Below are 16,821 nucleotides of genomic sequence, written 5' to 3'. Positions count from 1 at the left end.
GGAATGTGGAGCTTGAGCGAGGTTGAGTGTATCTGTGCAGACGCCGGACCGAAGCTAACACTCGGGGAAGAGCAGGTCGTCACGTTAGCCGACGGACGCCATCTGGTGATCAACGAATGGACAATGAGCAGCCACGAGAGCTCGATCGCAATCGTCGCCGATCTCCGTAGTCATAGTGGTTGTGGGAAACCGCTGCCACGTGAGACTATGCGTGCAGCAAGAGTCGACCGACCAGCAAGTCGGGGATGATCGACGGCGCTCACCGTCGTCTGCGCCATCGGAAAAAAGACCCTCATTCACCCCGCGACTTGCTCGTCAGAGCGCAGCGCCGTTCGAAGCCATTTCTCAAATTGGAAAAAGTACCGTCAGAGCGGCTTGCGAGCGACGAAAATCATGCCGGCCAGCTTTCTCACAACAAGCTGTTGTGCAAATGCGGGCAAATAAGTGGCAGCTTTTTTCCGCTCTCCAAGTCGTAGTTTCAGCCAATAATCTTCGATGTGCACAACGTCACAGAAGTATTTATCGTAAGTCGCGTCAATCTCTCGGCGTGGTCTGTAGTAAGTCCACTTATCAAGCCATTCGCAAAACTCCTGGCTCCATCCAATCACATTTTTGTCCTGCTTGTGATAGCCGAGACCGAAGGCCCTGCACGCCGCTGCATAGTAGATTCTTGGGCGGCTGCCTTTCGGAAACCAATGAAGAAAAGGGACTCCACAGTGTCCCTCACGCCATACTCCCTTATCGGGAAAGAGACTGATAACCTTGCCGCCTGGCTTTAGAACCCGCCGTACTTCAGCCAGGACATTGTCGAGGTTATCAACATGCTCCATAACCTGATTGTTTATGACAAAGTCAAACGAAGCGGATTCAAATGGGATGGCTCCGCCTTCCATTTTTACAATGATGCCATCGGTCGATGTAAGGTCAGTTAATGAAGAGTAAGCTGCGCCTTCGTAAAATACATCGCATCCGAATGCTTCGACACCTTGCAGTCGCAAGTCTTTGACAATTCGCCCGGCACCACAACCATAATCGAGAACGCGGACATTATTTCCGCGTCGTTGATCGAGAATCCACTGAACACAGAACTCATAGTTGTTCATTTTCTTACCCCATCCGAACTGAAACTACGATTGGACTCGCTGCCAGCAACCGTGACTCAAAGATAGGCTGCGCTGATGCGTCCGAGCGACGTACACCGGTCTATCCCCGGGTACTTTACGCGAGAAGGTAAAAGGAAATGCTTCTTGTCGTCGCGATTTCTCCAACTTATGTTCGTTACCTCACATAAAGGATGCACGATTTACTATGACAACTAGAATATCGTCTTGAACATTGGCACAAGGAATCTATTCCCGTATTCGCTCATGTGATGCATGTCTGAATAGAGCGGTCTGCCGCGGTACGAGCCAAGACACTTTCCATTAGGACAGAGGTAGGGGGTTGGATCGAGCAGCTGCACACCGCACTGGTCGCGGGCTTCACGCATCAGATCGAGCACACGATCGTTGCGCTTGTAGTACTCGGCGACATCCAGGGTCACGTCCGGGGCGGCCGGGTTTGCAATCTTTTCACGTGCAAGGGCGGTGGGAAGGTTCACATCGAATTCGGGAACGGGTTGGACAAGATAGACTGGTCTAACTTTCGCAAGGTCGCACATCGTCTGGAGAAAGTGCTTTTTGTACTGATCCATCGAGAACGCAGTCGCTTTGCCGTTGGGATGACCGGCATCCACGAAAGACAGCTTGTTCCTGCTATTACCCGACGTATATTCAGACCAGTGATTCACAATAACAACGGGCGGCATCTTCGGAGAAGTCTTCTCAAGCAAACCAAGGTACTTCTGGTTGGCTTCCAGACAGGCGCCGTCGTCACGGCGCACGCCTTCAATGGTTGGACACCCCTGGACCGCGATCAGAATGACATCGCCGCGCTTGCCGTTCGGCACCGCTGCGTTGACTGCTTCGGCGAGCGCTTCCGCGTGGCTGTCACCGATGACTACGGCACGGCTTTTCACTTGCGTTTTGTACACGTCGCATGGATCCAGCAGCATGTGGCAGACGCTGCGATCCGGATTGGTGTCATATGTCTCGCGGTCGGCGACGTAGACCGAATGATCGAAGCGGTCGGGCATGCCCTGCCGGTAGTAGACCACTCCGCCACCGACAAATGTCGCCAGTGCAAATGCAAGTGTCACGCGAAGTGGAACAAAGCGCATCGATAGATTGCGGACTGAAGTCGTCCCATGCGTACGCATTTCGACGAACTTCCACGAGAGATAGCCGAGCATCATCGAGGCGACGATGCCGCTCGCCACCCATATTGGATTTGCAGACCTGTCGAAGTAGCTAATCCAGACAACTATCGGCCAATGCCACAGATACACCGAATACGATATCTTGCCGATGAATTGTGCGAACCGGGAACCGGTCACGCTGGAATCGTCCCGCGCAGCTGCGACGATCAGCGCGGTGCCCAGAACAGGTACTACCGCCAACCATCCGGGCCAGCTCATACGCGCGTTGAAGGTCACTGTCGCAAAGGCGATGAGCAAAAGACCAGTCCGCTCCAGAGCAACGCGGGCGCGTGCGGATACGTGTATCGGGTACAAGTAGACCAGAGCCCCCGCGAGCATTTCCCATGCACGCGTGGGCAACAGGTAAAAGGCCGCGGTGGGCCACTTCGTTGGTGCAGAAAGATAGACGCAGATGGCGAAGGAGATAACCGTTCCAGCGATGATCCACCTGCGTACCCGCAAGACTGGCAGCCAGTTTGTCAACAGGACGAGCACGAGTGGATACAGCATGTAAAACTGCCATTCCACTGACAGCGACCAGGTGTGCAACAACCACTTATCGAGCGAGCGAACGTCGAAATAGCCAGCTTCGCGCCAGAACGCGATATTGGAAAAGAATCCGATACTCGCTGCCGTTTCTTTACCAAGGGCACGAAACTCTGAGGGCAGGAGAATGATCCATCCAAAGACGAGCAATGCGAAACAAAGTACCGCAAGTGCGGGGATGATTCGACGTGCACGGTACTTGTAGAACGTCAGCGTCGAAAAAGATCCTTTGTTGATGCCCCTGAAAATGATGTCGGTCATCAGGAAGCCGGATATGACGAAAAACACGTCAACGCCAACAAAGCCGCCAGCGAAGTGAGGCACCGAGAAGTGATAAAACACAACGATCAATACGGCGATGGCACGGACACCGTTAATATCGCTTCTAAACTTCATATAAACCTCCCGGAATCGCTCCGTTCAAGCGATCATGGCGTGCCCATTTTCGCCTTTCTCTATTGCGGGCGTGACGATTCTCAGCTCTGCTGCGGTGGATACGGTCGATGTCGCAACTGGATGCCATCAAGAGAATTGATGGGCTGAGATGCAGGCTTCCGGCTCTTGGAATCGATGCGCATGGGCGAGTGCAAAAGCAGCGGCAGCAGCCCAACGTATAGGATCGGATCTGCATATGAAAGCTTGACTGACATCAATACCGCTAGGAACAGCAGATGGCTTAGATCTTTCCTTATCCTTATGAAGAAGAGAAGGGGAATAAGGAAGCCAAGCATTCCAAAGCGAACCACGAAATATTGCATTAACCCTGCATCATTGAGTGAAGCGACCTGAAATGCTCCATCGGTCCTTGTCAAGCGGTAGAGCGAATCCTCCAAAGCGAACGGACCATAACCAAGCAGCCAGTCCCAGCCGCTGCGGCCGTAATATATATAATCGACCAAGGCTAGGCGTAGCTCTGACGATTCATTCATTTTGGTCGTAAAGCTATTGAGATACGCTTCGAGGAATGACGGCACGGTCACCAGTGCAACGACGAACAGGACGGCGATGACGACCCGCGTCGACTTCATTCTGTTTGCCGTGAACGCAACGAGCAGTATTGCGCACTGGATAGTTGCAGCGGTCGACTGTGTGATAAGCATCGCGATGATGGAAAGAATCACCGGCAGGAAGTGAGGCTCGCGGTTCTGGGCCCGGCTCAAGAGGACATAGCCGATCGTCATCACAGCCACCACCGCGCTGAATGTCGAGGGTTCTACAAACAGACCGGTAGGCCGAAAGGCAAACACCGGATTGAGGTTCTCATAGTTGTGGTATCTCGACATCTCGCCCGTAACGGGTTCAACAAGGTCGATATATGTTTTACTGACAATAAGAACCACCGTCTGTAACAGCAGGATCAGATCATTAAAAACAATCAACGTGGCGAGTGCCGATATAGCTTTCTCGGCTTCTGTTCTAATAATTGTGTAAAAGCACGCTACATAAAGCGTAACCAGGCCGAGAAAAATATAGTTGTTAAGGCCGGACTTTACCAATGGCGGCGCGCAGTTGGGCGGAGTAAAGGCGATGAAGTACAGGAAGAAGGCAGTGATGGTTACCATCGTGGCAACTATCGTCAAGACCGTGTTGCGCTCGAGCAGTCCCCGGCGAAGGTCCGGGCACGATACGCAGTACAGGCACAAGATAACGACACCCACCATCTGCATGTAGGCACCGTCACTGACCAGAGACGATAAGGCCAACCCGAAAAATAGAACGATGAAGCGGAGATGACGTGTCATGTGCGTTCCCGGGAACCTGTCAGCACGAATAAAACGGCGAGCATTCTCGTGTGTCCATGTGCTCAAATGCGCTGGGGTTCGCCGGCTGTCGCCTGCGCCGGCCTGGCATAGGTAGTAATCGCCCGCGCGCGGTGCAGGGTCGTGCGCAAGGCGGCATAGACGGGCATCGTCCGCTCGATTTCGAAGCGCCGCACGAGGCGGCCGCCAAATCCACCAAGAAACTTGAGAATGCCGGGTGTTGAAACACCATCAAAATCGAAAATGAGGCCCCGCTCTCCCGCGATACGCATCGCTGACCACAGCATGAGACTGACCGCGCCGCTGTGAGCGTCGGGACGCCGGGCGGTAAGGAAGTAGTACGCGGCCCGGGTATCCCACAGCATTGCACTACCGGCAACGAGTGCGCCTTTGGCATCGAAAGCGCCGATCAGCGTACCCGCTTCACGCTTCATCACTTCATGGAGCAAGCGGTCCATCGTCGCCGCTCCGTAGACATTTTCGAGCTTGCGTGCTGCGAGATTGGCGTTGTAGAAATCCAGAAATTCCTTCGCAGAATCAATCGATCTGACAGTAAGACACTCTTGCGCTCTGCGGACTGCGGTACGAGTGGTGCCTTTCAATGCCGAAAATGCCGTCGCCTCGTCCGTCCAGCAATCCGCAATAAGCGTAAAAGCGACATTTACGCTGAAACCCTCAAGGCGAAATGCCAGCGCTTCTGCCTCGGAAACGCGTGGATCCATTAGCTGATGAAACCATGCGCATCTGGGAAGTTGCGCTATGAGGTCGCGTGCGATGCCCAGACGCTGGCTCCATTCCCGCTCGCCCGCAACGCTTTGATGTGGCCTGATGACCGGTCCGAGAGTGCGCGTCAGTGGAGGCAATGTGGAGATTTGCCACAGCGCCTTTTTCGACAACGTGTAGGGCATCTCGCCGATAACGGTATTGCCGTGCTTCACTTCGGCGACTTTCCAGGCGCCATTCGTAGCCGCTTCGAGCCACCATGGTTCGTGAAAGATCGAACGTTCGGACAGTCCGGACGCAAGCTCGCCTTTGGCGTGCGTACGTCCGCTATCCGTTGTCTTGCCGCTCGAATCTGCGCAACCGGCATGCGCGCGACGCGACAGTTTGCTCTCGTTGTCCATCTTTTCGTCCCCCGAACCACGAAAGAGATGCTGCGAGGCCTTGTACCTCGGGGCACAAGTGTCTGACATCGCGATTTTTCGATCTGTTGGCTAGGCCACCTATCTGCAGCAGTTGTATGGGCCGCAGACATGGGTAACAGGTGTGGGGAGTTACGGGCAACACTTCGGAGAGCCGTTTCTCAGGTCGCTTACGCCGTGGAGCTCAGGCGACACGACCGCGCCAGTGTTCGGCGCGCACGGCGACGGCCCACCGAGCTTGTTCATCCGCGACAGACATTCCCACGCCACGGACTACCGCTTTGAATTAAACGCGGGCAACGGTTCGCCATAGGGACGATAGAACCATCTAGCTGGAGGAGTAGCAACGCGGCGGCCTGCTACGAAGGGTAGCCAGATCGACGAGCGTCGTCGTCAATCGGTGGTGCGATTGCTGACATGGCTGACCGGTCTATTCTCGCGCTCCCGTTGTGTACGGTGTCCACGTCGCTGTCGAGCACGGGACCGGCGACCGTTGTCGGCCAGGACATCCAGAATCGCAACAATAGATAGGGCAAGTACACCTAGCACGCCGACCGTGCCGATGATCAATATTACGTTCATAGGTGCTAAACCTGAATGATGGCCAGCCTCGTTTCGGCGACCAAGCGCACAGTCATGGACCATCCGCACCTGCAGCGTGGCAGACGGATGAGCCATAGTAGCACGCGCGGCGGTGCGTGCCCTGCAGCGAGCCTCCCCGGCAGGGCCGGAGCATCAAATTCTCTGTAGTGTCGTGAGCTGGAGTAACTCGAATAAGTAGTCGGGATTCCAGCCGGCGACCTTGCGACGTGCGGCCACGCTGCGCTTTTTCTTGCCGGATTCGGGCCGCATGCGCAGCAAATTCAAAGTGATACGGCGCAAGGTGGCAAAATTGGCCGTCGCGTTGCGCAGGCGCACGGTACTGGCGTCCTCGCGGAAAGTCACGTCAAGGCAATGATGCAAGCCATTCTCGATGGCCCAGTGCATGCGGCTCGCCTCAAGTAAGTACCTGGCGTCAGGTGCGGCGGAACTGATCAGGTACTGCGTCTGCGAACTGACCTGGCCCGCGATGTCGCGCGTGCGCTCAATGCGCACCAGGCTCTTAAGCTTGGGCCAGCGGTGCAGTTCGCTGAGATAGTCCGGCGCCGCCACGGCGACGCAGTGGCGGGTTTCAAGGCGACCATGCCCTTTATCCAGCGTCTCAAAGATCGATGGATTCATGTGCGCCCAATCGTGGGCTTTGCCGATTCGCATATAGTCTTCAACGGCTTGAGCCAGGCTCGGTTGGTTATCCTTCGCGACCAGCAGATAGTCGCCACCACGCTCAGTGATCTCCTGGGCGATGGCCACCTGAGTGCCTATGGCGTCTATGGTTACCAGGCTGCCCTTGAGCGACAGGACGGGCAGCAGAGCTTCAATGGCAGTGATCTCGTTTGACTTCTCCTCGCAACGCTGCTGCGCCAGCACCAGCCCACTCAGACTCGCGTAGGCCGTCACGCTATGCAAGGCACGCACACCCTTGGCGTGCGAGCCTGAGCCACGCACACTCTTGCCGTCGATCGCGATGACCGAATGTAGGTCCGGACACACCTGACCCACCCAATTCAACAGGCACGCATCCAGTTGCTTCGGATCAAGCACCTCGAAGATCCGTCGGATGGTGTCGTGCCCCGGGATGCCATGGGGCAATTCGAGGTATTGCCGAAGCCTCGCTTCATTGGCAATACCCCATTCTTCCATCTCGTCCCACCCTTGTGCGCCGGCCAGCACCGAGAACAGCGCAATCGACAGAATGTCGATCAACTTGTGCCAGGTTCGTCCCACGACGCGGGGATCTTCTATCGCCGACAGCAGACTGATCAAATGTTTCCCCGGGCTCATTTGCGCTACTCTGAAAAGCCAGAAGTAAACGCCTTTCTCGCCAAGTTTACAACCCGTTGCTATAACTCATTGCTTGTAAACGGGTTTTGACGCTCCGACCCTGGCCTCCCCGGGCCCTGAAACCCGCGTCATTGACATGTCCCTCAGCGCGATAGAGAGGCGCTTTGCGTAGTACCGGATTGCAGACCGCCGTTGCGAAACCCGCGTTGTCCCGGAGCAACTTGTGGTTTTCTTCGTAGGAGTGGCGGTACGTTGATCGCTGATCCATGGGTTGTTTGGGATATGTTCGAAAGGTCACAGACGTAAGTGCATTGAGGTCCTCGGAAACACCGGCAACGCATTACTATGAAGGCACAAGTCGTTCGCCTGGCGGCGATACGATTGAAGCGTCACTGCTACGCGCCAGTCGGCCTTGGCGACCTGGTAAGCCAGCTTATAGACGAGCCAATGATCTCTTCCTTGAGGCATCAGGTGGAGATCTGAGCGGATAGGAAAGGGGGGACATCATGTGTGGAATTGTCGGCGCGGTTGCGCGCGAAGACATCGTCCCGGTGCTCGTCGAAGGGCTGCGCCGACTTGAATATCGTGGCTACGACTCGTGTGGCGTAGCTGTGCTATCGGACGGTTCGCCGCGCCGGGCGCGCAGCATCGCACGCGTGTCCGATCTGCGTGACCAGGTTCGTGAAGCTCGCCTCGAAGGCTGCACGGGCATTGCGCATACGCGATGGGCTACACATGGTGCACCGGTGACGGACAACGCGCACCCGATATTCTCGTGCAATGCCATTGCAGTCGTGCATAACGGGATCATCGAGAATTACGAAGAGCTACGTGAGATGTTACGCGCGAAGGGCTACGATTTCGTTTCTCAGACCGACACTGAAGTCATCGCTCATTTGCTACATAGCATGTACAACGGCGATCTGTTCGAGTGCGTATGCAGCGCGGTCAAGCAATTGAACGGGGCGTATGCAATCGCAGTGATGCACAAGGAACAGCCTCACATTGTCGTTGGCGCGCGGCAAGGATCGCCACTTGTCGTGGGCGTCGGCGACGGAAAGAACTTCCTTGCTTCGGACACTTTGGCGCTCGCGGGTTCGACTGAACGGTTCGTGTATCTTGAGGAGGGCGACGTGGTGGAACTCGCGCCCAATGAGATCACGATCGCCGACCGCGAAGGCGGGATCGTAGAGCGCACGGTGCGTGTTGTGGCCGCGTATGGCGGCGTGGCGGAACTCGGCCCATACCGTCACTTTATGCAGAAAGAAATCTTCGAGCAACCGCGTGCGATCACGGACACTGTCCCACAGGCCGACGCGTTGACCCCAGATGTTTTCGGCGCAATCGCAGGTGAGGTGTTTCCAGGGATAGACAGCCTTTTGATTCTCGCGTGCGGCACAAGTTACCATTCAGGACTGACATCGAAATACTGGTTCGAATCAATCGCCAAGATCCCGACGCAGGTGGAAATCGCGAGCGAGTATCGTTACCGTGACTCGGTAGCGAACCCGAGAGCACTGGTCGTGGTGATTTCTCAATCGGGTGAAACCGCAGACACGCTTGCCGCACTTAGACATGCCCAATCACTCGGTCACAGGCACACCCTCGCTATCTGCAACATGGCGACGAGCGCGATGGTGCGCCAGACGGAGTCCGCTTTTTTGACCCGCGCGGGCGTAGAAGTCGGAGTGGCATCAACCAAGGCGTTTACGACGCAACTGGTAGCGCTTTTCCTGCTTGCAGCGACGCTAGGCCGGATGCGCGGCCATGTCGATGCGGAACAGGAAAGCGCATACCTGGCTCAGCTGCGTCATCTTCCCGCAGCACTGAATAGCGTACTGGCTCTCGAACCTCAGATCATCGCCTGGTCGGAGGTCATCATGCGCAAGGATAATGCGCTCTTCCTGGGGCGCGGCCTCCACTATCCGATTGCACTTGAAGGCGCATTAAAACTGAAAGAGATATCGTACATTCATGCCGAAGCGTACCCGGCTGGCGAACTGAAGCACGGGCCGCTCGCACTTGTCACGGAAGCGATGCCTGTCGTCACCGTCGCGCCCAACGACGCGTTACTGAACAAGCTCAAATCAAACATGCAGGAGGTACGGGCACGGGGCGGTGAGCTTTTCGTATTTGCGGACGTCGATACGCACATTCGAAGCGAGGGCGGAATCCACGTCATACGCATGCCGGAGCACTACGGAGCACTCTCACCGATTCTGCACGTTGTACCGTTGCAGTTGTTGGCCTATCACACGGCCTGCGCGCGCGGGACCGACGTCGACAAACCGAGAAACCTGGCGAAATCGGTGACGGTGGAGTAGGCGGTAATAGTGAGCGATGTTTGTGCGAGCCGTTGGACAAGCATGCGCCTGCGGTAAAGCTGGTTTGCGCCGCGAAAATCAGCAACCATGTCACTTAGGCGACACTAAACGATCCAACTCGATTGCCGACGCGGCACGTATCGTAGAGGTTAGCGGACGGGTTGAGCTTGAATCTCCACGAGCCGTCACTGCGGCACGTCCCCGGCGCCCTTCGGGGCTGGCAAACCCCGGCTCGCCATGCCGGTCAGCCTAGACTTGAGTTGCCGGGCAAACGTCTTTGCCGAATAGCCCAGCGATCCCCATGCGCTCGCCATCACGAGAATCGAAGAGGTCTGATACGACTGCTTGCCGCTCCACGACACTTTGTATGGCTCGTTACCAGGCGTGAAGTCCGCATCGAACCCATGATCGAAGGCCCATTTGACGCACTCGTCCAGAATGACGGTACCCGGCGAGAATTTCGCATGTGTGAGGTCATACGTGACGGTCAGGAAGAACAGACGTCGATGGCCGACGCCGACAATCAGCGCGGCGAGTGGGGTTCCCTGATGCAAGAGCGCGAAAAGCCGGAACATACCGGGCTCGTACGTTTCGTTCACCATCAAGTCGCGCCAGAATTTGCCGCTGGATTCGCCAGACACCCATCGGCTGTCGATGTCCTTATCTTGTGCCCATTTGCGTTTGTTCAAAACCAGCCAGTCGACGATCGATGCGGCGCGCTCATCGTTTCGGTCAAGCAATTCGATGTCGTACTCGAGGTGCTTTGCAAGCTTGCGCTTTGCGTAGTCCGGATTTTTGTCTCGTCCGGGGCGGGAGCGGCAGAATGAATCCCAGTCGGTCTCGCCTCGCAAGGTCGCGAAGTAAGTGCGCTCGTGCGTCTCGCGGCGCGTCATTGCATGGCGCTTCAGGCATTGACAAAGCAGCGAGTCAGACGGCACACGCCACAGCTCGATCACGTCGGCACGCGCGGACTTGATTGCCGCGTTCAATGCGAAATTCACGACCGCTTCGTTATTGCATTCGGGTGCCAAGAGCATGTTGGTGGGCGAACGGTTTTCTGGTGCAAGGGGCGTGAGATATCGCCACAATTTGTACCGGTACGCGAGCAGCGGCCAGATGACCACGATGCGACCAGTGTGCCGACCGACGAGACAGTGCAGCTTGCGCGGAGAGCCAGGGTCTTCCGCCATCAGGCTGGCGTGGCAAAAGCCGAAATGCTCGGCGAAGCCTCCATCGGCTGCATGCCACAACTCGTTCCATTCAGGTTGAAGCGTGCGGAAACGCTCGATATCTCGCACGACCTCAAACGATATGGCGTCTGTAGCTAATGCCATCGTCTTCTCTCCTTATTCCGCCATCGTCTGGAAATACTGGCCTGCATTGATCTTACTAGCTCGTTTAAATGAGCTGACACACGTGACTTAGAACCGGCATTTGAGCCCGGTTTGAATATTAAGTTCAGGCCGGGCGATTAACGATGCTACGCGTATCAGGCGGTTATACAACGGCGTCATTCCGCATCCATAATCGCGATACACCCGAATCGCGTATGCAGTAAACCTGGCACTTATCGGGTGTTTAACGAGTAAGCCGAAATAGTGGCCGGAAACTCACTGGAACGCGTGAATCAGCTCAAATGCCGCCCGACCTGCAAATGCAGTCGTATGGTTTATTCCGTTCTATTGTGGAAGGCGGCTCGTGCATTCTGATAGCTGGATGCGACGCTCGTGGCGACACAGGCTCTAGCGATTGTTCGTTTCTCTAGCTGTAGCAGATTCGACCGGATGCTTCTGATGAGGGAAGATCCAGCGAGGAGTCTTGAACAGGACAATACGGCGGTACAAGAGAAGGTAGGCGGCGATGAAACCGATCATCGCGAGAAAAAGCACCGCCGGGCTCTTGTAGAAGAAAGTCGAGGGGGTGATCGAAATCATCGACAGCAGCCACAGATAAACAGAAGTGCGTGCGTTGGCACGCTCGCGGGAATTTGCAGCGATCCAGCTATGGCGCGTAACGCGCTTATAAATGAGGGTATGCAGATGCAAATCATCTGGTTGCGATACAGCGCAGCCTTTGAGAAACCGGCGTCGATAAATGGAGAATACGGTTTCGAAGAGCGGATAAACAGCGACGCTAGCGGCATACCAGGCACACACGTCTGGATGCCTCACCACGAGCGAGACGAGCAGTTCGGCCATCACAAAGCCGACGAAGTAGGCCCCGCCGTCCCCAATGAATACCGATGCGATCGGGTAGTTCCATACGACAAAACCCAGGATTGCGCCGATCATCGTCAGAGCAACGCTCATCACAAACCAGTCGCCCGCGTCGTGCGCAACGTAACCGATTGATGCGAATATCAGAATCGAAGCACCAGACGACAGGCCGTTCATTCCATCAATGATGTTCACAGCGTTTGAGAGGCCAGCGACGAATATGCACGTGAACGCCACGGCGAACGGCGAGAAAAGCAGCGCTTTATCGATCAGCGGAAGATCAACTCTGATGATCACTGCGTTTAGCAACCACGTACCGGCAAGGGCACCCACGAGAGCACTGAGTAGTCTCGCACGGGGCGAAATGCACTTGGTCAGATCCTCAAGCAGACCGCTGGCAAACGGAAGCGCGCTGGCCGACAACAGCAGCATTGTTTCCGCCCTCGGGTTGCCCCCGAAGACTGCACCGATCATGCAAGTGATACCTGTTGCGAGAACGATTGCCAGTCCGCCTATGCGCGGGATGGGCCGGGAATGATTCTTTTGAACAGAATGAATATCCCAGTCCAGAGAAAGGCGACAGACTTGCGAGCCGTATCGAACAATCAACCAGGTGATCAGGAAACAACTCACAAAACTTAAGATTAGGTTGAGCATGACGTTCGCCTGGGAAATCTGCTTGGTTCGAACTTCTACATGACCGAGTCACCATCAAAAAACGTTACGAAATAGTGACTATATCGTTGTCTATCGAGACCATTTCTCGTTCGCACTACAGCCGAAGAATGGCGCTTCGCGAAGCTTGATGATAGGCGGAAAAGCTCCCTCTTCAAATGGGCAAGTATGCGGAAACAAACACAACGATTCGGCCAAAAAAATCGAACTCGGGCGATCGCATTGGGTTGCGGTCGATTATACGCAAACGGGGCTACGTCACCGTTTCATATGTGAGGTACCCAACACAAATGAATGAAATCGCGGCTGCCAACAGAATTTCTGTTTCTCTATCGGCTAGAGTACGTGTACGCCAGCGACGACTCAGTCTTTGATGGTTCCAGTTGCATGCGCTGGCCGGCGTTGTACGGCCTCAACTCAGTCTCGTCGGGGGATTGAGTTCTGCTCGGGGGAAGCAAGACGTGCACTCCAATAACTCGCTACAGCCGTGCCGTTCCGACGACACCGCAGGAGAGCTGCGGCCGGCGTCTGCTCGTAAATCAGACGGCGGGGCTTCATCCATTTGTGGCGTGCGGCGTGGCCTGCTCAAGGCAGCATCTGTTGCTCTTGTTAATGGGGCAGGTTTGCCTCGACTCGCAGCAGCCGTAGGCCAAGCCTCGACGCCGACGGTCGTCGACAAGGCGTTTGGTGTGAAGGGTGATGGCCAGTCGAACGACAGGACGAACCTGCAGAGGGCAATCGACCAATCCGTAGGCAAGACTTTGCTATTGACTGGGGCGAGCCGGATCGATGCAAGCGGCCTTCAATTGCGTAGTGGGAGCCGACTGCGGTTTGAGCCGGGTGCTTCCCTGGCGCTGCTGCCGCACGAGCAGGCAACTTATCAAATGTTACGTATATGGGACGTTCAGGACGTCGTCGTCGAGGGCGCGGTCCTGGACGGGAAGAAAGATCTAAACAAAGCGGGCAATGAAGCGGATCGCGACGGCTACGGCATGGGAATTTCAGTCGCCGGAAGTTCGAACGTGACCCTGATTTCACCCGTGACCGTTGGGTGCTGGGGAGATGGAATTTATATCGCCAACAGCTACCAACGAAAAGGTCAGACCTCGAGTCATATCACTGTCCTTGATCATCTCGCGTCGGACTGCCGCAGGCAGGGCGTCTCGATCGTCAGCGGCTCGAACATACTGATCGAACGACCGGTCTGGCAGAGGATAGGCGGCACGTTGCCGTCGGCGGGCCTCGACATCGAGCCGAACAGCAATCTCGACGTACTGGACAACATCCGTGTCGTTAACCCTGTGACCAGACATTGCCGCACCGGCATTCTGATCTACTTGCAGGCACTTGTCGGCCCGCAGGCCAAGCTGATCAACATCGAAATTTCGGGGCATCGTGACGAACTGTCGGCGGTGGCGCCGCTGAACATATCGGGACTCAAGCTGGACGGGAATGTTGTGACGGGCTCGATCAGGGTCAATTCATCGACGTGGGTCGGCTCTCGCATGCGGCGATTGAGAAGCGACGACTATGACGTCATAAGAGGCCCGAAGATCATCATGGAGGGGCTCAAAATTATCAGTTGATTGGCCGAACGCATATCGGCCCGACAGGCCGAAGTTCGGCGGACCGTTTCGTACTACAAAGGATTTAAAATGCAAGACGAACGCACATTAGAAAATGGGCCGGCAGTCGACGAAAGAACAGGGGTAGCTGCGATAATCGATGCGATTATCGAGTATCGCGTGATGGTCCTGATAGCCGTCGTCTCTGTCTTCATGATGGGAGCCATCTACATTCTGGTGACGCCCCCGTTGTATGAGTCGAGCGTACTGATCAAGGTCGAAGACTCCACAGGCCAGCCGTCGCGGCAAGCCGGAAACGACCTGCTCAACAATATTTCGCCAGGGTTCGATGAGCGGTCGACCGCGGAGAGTGAGATCCAGGTCATAGGATCCCGGCTCGTTGTTTCACGAGCTGTCGATGCCTTGCGCCTGGAGATCGAGGCGAAACCGCATTACTTCGGCCCCATCGGGCAATTATTCGCACGCCGCAGCGACAGTTTGTCGACACCCGGGCTGCTTGGGATGGGCGGCTACGCCTGGGGCACGGAATCGATAAAGCTAAGCAATTTCAATGTTCCGGACACGTGGCTCGGCGAGAACTACAGCGTCACGGCGCTTGGCGATCACGCGTATGCGTTGAAGGGTCCTGGTCTACCCGAAGAGGGTATTCGGGGCGATGTCGGCCGCGCGCTCACGATCGATACCACACAGGGACCCATCACGCTTCTCATCGCAAAGCTAAACGGAAATGCGGGGGCCCGCTTCGATGTGGTCAGGTACTCCCGTCAACAGACGGTGGACCGGTTGCAAAAGATCCTGCAAGTCAAGGAGCTTGGTTCGAAATCCAGCATGTTGAAGGTTTCGCTGGAGGGTACCGACGCGCGGCGAGCTACCGAGACGATCAACGAAATCGGTCGTCAATATGAGCAGTGGAACGCGGCTCGCAAAGCCGTTATCGCGAAGAACTCGCTCGACTATCTGCAAAGCCAGTTGCCAACCATGGAAAGGCAAGTGCGCGAATCGGAGGATGCGTACAACACATATCGCAACACGCACGGCTTGCTGGATATGAACGAAGAGGCGCGTCTGCTTCTTCAGCGTAGCGCGGAAGGCATGACACAGGTGTTGGAGCTTCAGCGCAAGCGGGACGCCCTGCTTGCCACTTACGCGCCGACGTACCCGGTGGTCGTTGCGATCAACGCACAGATCGCGTCGACGCAAACGGCTCTGGATGAAATCAGCCGCCAGATCAAAACGATGCCGCGCGAGCAGCAGGGCGCAATGCGGCTTGAGCGGGACGTCAGGGTCAATACGGATCTGTACACGACTCTGCGCAGCAACATCGAACAATTGAAGGTGATCCAGGCAGGCAAAGCGGGTTCCGCACAACTCATCGACTGGGCAGACCTTCCGGATAAGCCGGTCAAGCCGCTCAAGTTGCTCGTGATGGCGGTCTCCCTGGTGTTGGGCGCGCTGGTGGGCGTTGGACTCGCTATCGCACGCGACTACGTATTCCGCGGAGCGACCGATTCAAGGGAAATTGAAGCGCGCACCGGGCTTGGGGTTTTCGGCACGATCCCGAAAAGCGACGAGCAGGAACGTCTAAATGGCAAGCTGAAAGCCAACAATCGCGAAAACATGCTGCTGGCGTCGCTCTACCCGAGAGATCCGTCGGTGGAAGCGCTGCGCATTGTGCGCTCGGCATTGCAGTTCGCGATGATCGGCGCTCGAAACAACGTCGTGATGATGACGGGGCCGCTGCCGGCTGTCGGAAAGTCATTCATTTCGGCGAATCTCGCAGCACTGCTCGCCTCGGGTGGAAAGCGCGTTCTGCTTATCGACGGTGACTTGCGGAAAGGCCGGCTGCATCGCTACGTTGGCGTCGCGCCGGGTGCGGGTTTGGCGGAAGTCATTGAAGGGACGGTTGAACTTGACGCGGCGATATCAAGAGATGTGATGCCGAGACTCGACCTGCTACAGACAGGCCGATATCCGACGGATCCGGCGGAACTGGTCATGTCGAATACGTTCCGTCAGATTATTGCAAGGGCTTCCGCCAATTATGACCTTGTCTTACTTGACGCACCGCCCGTGCTCGTCGTCTCTGACGCGGGAAACATGGCGCCAGCCGCTGGACTGCTTTTCCTCGTCGCCAGGTTTGCCGATACCAGGGTTGGCGAACTCCAGGAAAGCATCAAGCGACTTGCCCAGACCGGGGCCAAAGTCAACGGCGTGCTATTGAACGGCACCAATATGCACACGATGGATTACGCAATGGCTCGACGCTACGGAAGTCGGTCTTATCTGGCCTACGACTACCACGCGGGTTCGAAATAAGTTTTGGCGGACTCACACGCAGTCGCAAGGATCAGCGTGTTTCCGCCAGTTACGCACACAACGTCTAGGGGGAGATAGT

Annotated in this window: 10 protein-coding genes; 3 read left to right on the top strand and 7 right to left on the bottom strand. The window is 56.0% G+C overall.

Annotated elements, in window-relative coordinates; genetic code table 11:
- Positions 1 to 365: 365 nt before the first annotated feature.
- The 5 genes from C2L64_RS14760 to C2L64_RS14740 form a co-directional block, all read right to left on the bottom strand.
- On the bottom strand, positions 366 to 1,103 hold the full coding sequence (locus tag C2L64_RS14760; RefSeq protein WP_090837660.1) for a class I SAM-dependent methyltransferase: 738 nt from the start codon (positions 1,101 to 1,103) through the stop codon (positions 366 to 368).
- Between the two features lie 212 nt (positions 1,104 to 1,315).
- On the bottom strand, positions 1,316 to 3,238 hold the full coding sequence (locus C2L64_RS14755; protein WP_090837662.1) for an acyltransferase family protein: 1,923 nt from the start codon (positions 3,236 to 3,238) through the stop codon (positions 1,316 to 1,318).
- 80 nt (positions 3,239 to 3,318) lie between these two features.
- Complete coding sequence (locus C2L64_RS14750) at positions 3,319 to 4,584, bottom strand: hypothetical protein (protein ID WP_090837665.1); 1,266 nt, start codon at positions 4,582 to 4,584, stop codon at positions 3,319 to 3,321.
- Between the two features lie 62 nt (positions 4,585 to 4,646).
- On the bottom strand, positions 4,647 to 5,726 hold the full coding sequence (locus C2L64_RS14745) for a GNAT family N-acetyltransferase (protein WP_158660520.1): 1,080 nt from the start codon (positions 5,724 to 5,726) through the stop codon (positions 4,647 to 4,649).
- Positions 5,727 to 6,479: 753 nt separating this feature from the next.
- Positions 6,480 to 7,607: an ISAs1 family transposase gene (locus C2L64_RS14740; protein WP_158660519.1), complete on the bottom strand. Its 1,128-nt coding sequence runs from the start codon at positions 7,605 to 7,607 to the stop codon at positions 6,480 to 6,482.
- 524 nt (positions 7,608 to 8,131) lie between these two features.
- On the opposite strand from C2L64_RS14740, the gene glmS reads away from it, so the two are divergent.
- On the top strand, positions 8,132 to 9,949 hold the full coding sequence (gene glmS / locus C2L64_RS14735; protein WP_090837670.1) for a glutamine--fructose-6-phosphate transaminase (isomerizing): 1,818 nt from the start codon (positions 8,132 to 8,134) through the stop codon (positions 9,947 to 9,949).
- 185 nt (positions 9,950 to 10,134) lie between these two features.
- On the opposite strand, the gene C2L64_RS53235 is transcribed toward glmS, so the two are convergent.
- Both C2L64_RS53235 and C2L64_RS14725 read right to left on the bottom strand, forming a co-directional pair.
- Positions 10,135 to 11,199 carry a GNAT family N-acetyltransferase gene (locus C2L64_RS53235; RefSeq protein WP_176133854.1) on the bottom strand — a complete coding sequence of 355 codons (1,065 nt, stop codon included), beginning with the start codon at positions 11,197 to 11,199 and terminating at the stop codon, positions 10,135 to 10,137.
- Between the two features lie 492 nt (positions 11,200 to 11,691).
- Positions 11,692 to 12,822: an MraY family glycosyltransferase gene (locus C2L64_RS14725; RefSeq protein WP_090837673.1), complete on the bottom strand. Its 1,131-nt coding sequence runs from the start codon at positions 12,820 to 12,822 to the stop codon at positions 11,692 to 11,694.
- 479 nt (positions 12,823 to 13,301) lie between these two features.
- On the opposite strand from C2L64_RS14725, the gene C2L64_RS14720 reads away from it, so the two are divergent.
- Together C2L64_RS14720 and C2L64_RS14715 are read left to right on the top strand one after the other, a co-directional pair.
- Positions 13,302 to 14,426 carry a glycoside hydrolase family protein gene (locus C2L64_RS14720; protein WP_244144563.1) on the top strand — a complete coding sequence of 375 codons (1,125 nt, stop codon included), beginning with the start codon at positions 13,302 to 13,304 and terminating at the stop codon, positions 14,424 to 14,426.
- Between the two features lie 69 nt (positions 14,427 to 14,495).
- Entirely contained in the window at positions 14,496 to 16,742 is a 2,247-nt protein-coding gene (locus C2L64_RS14715) for a polysaccharide biosynthesis tyrosine autokinase (protein ID WP_090837678.1), read from the top strand.
- Positions 16,743 to 16,821 lie beyond the last annotated feature (79 nt).

The organism is Paraburkholderia hospita (assembly GCF_002902965.1).
In the GTDB taxonomy this organism is placed as follows: domain Bacteria; phylum Pseudomonadota; class Gammaproteobacteria; order Burkholderiales; family Burkholderiaceae; genus Paraburkholderia; species Paraburkholderia hospita.
This window is presented reverse-complemented; position numbering and strand designations above follow the sequence as displayed.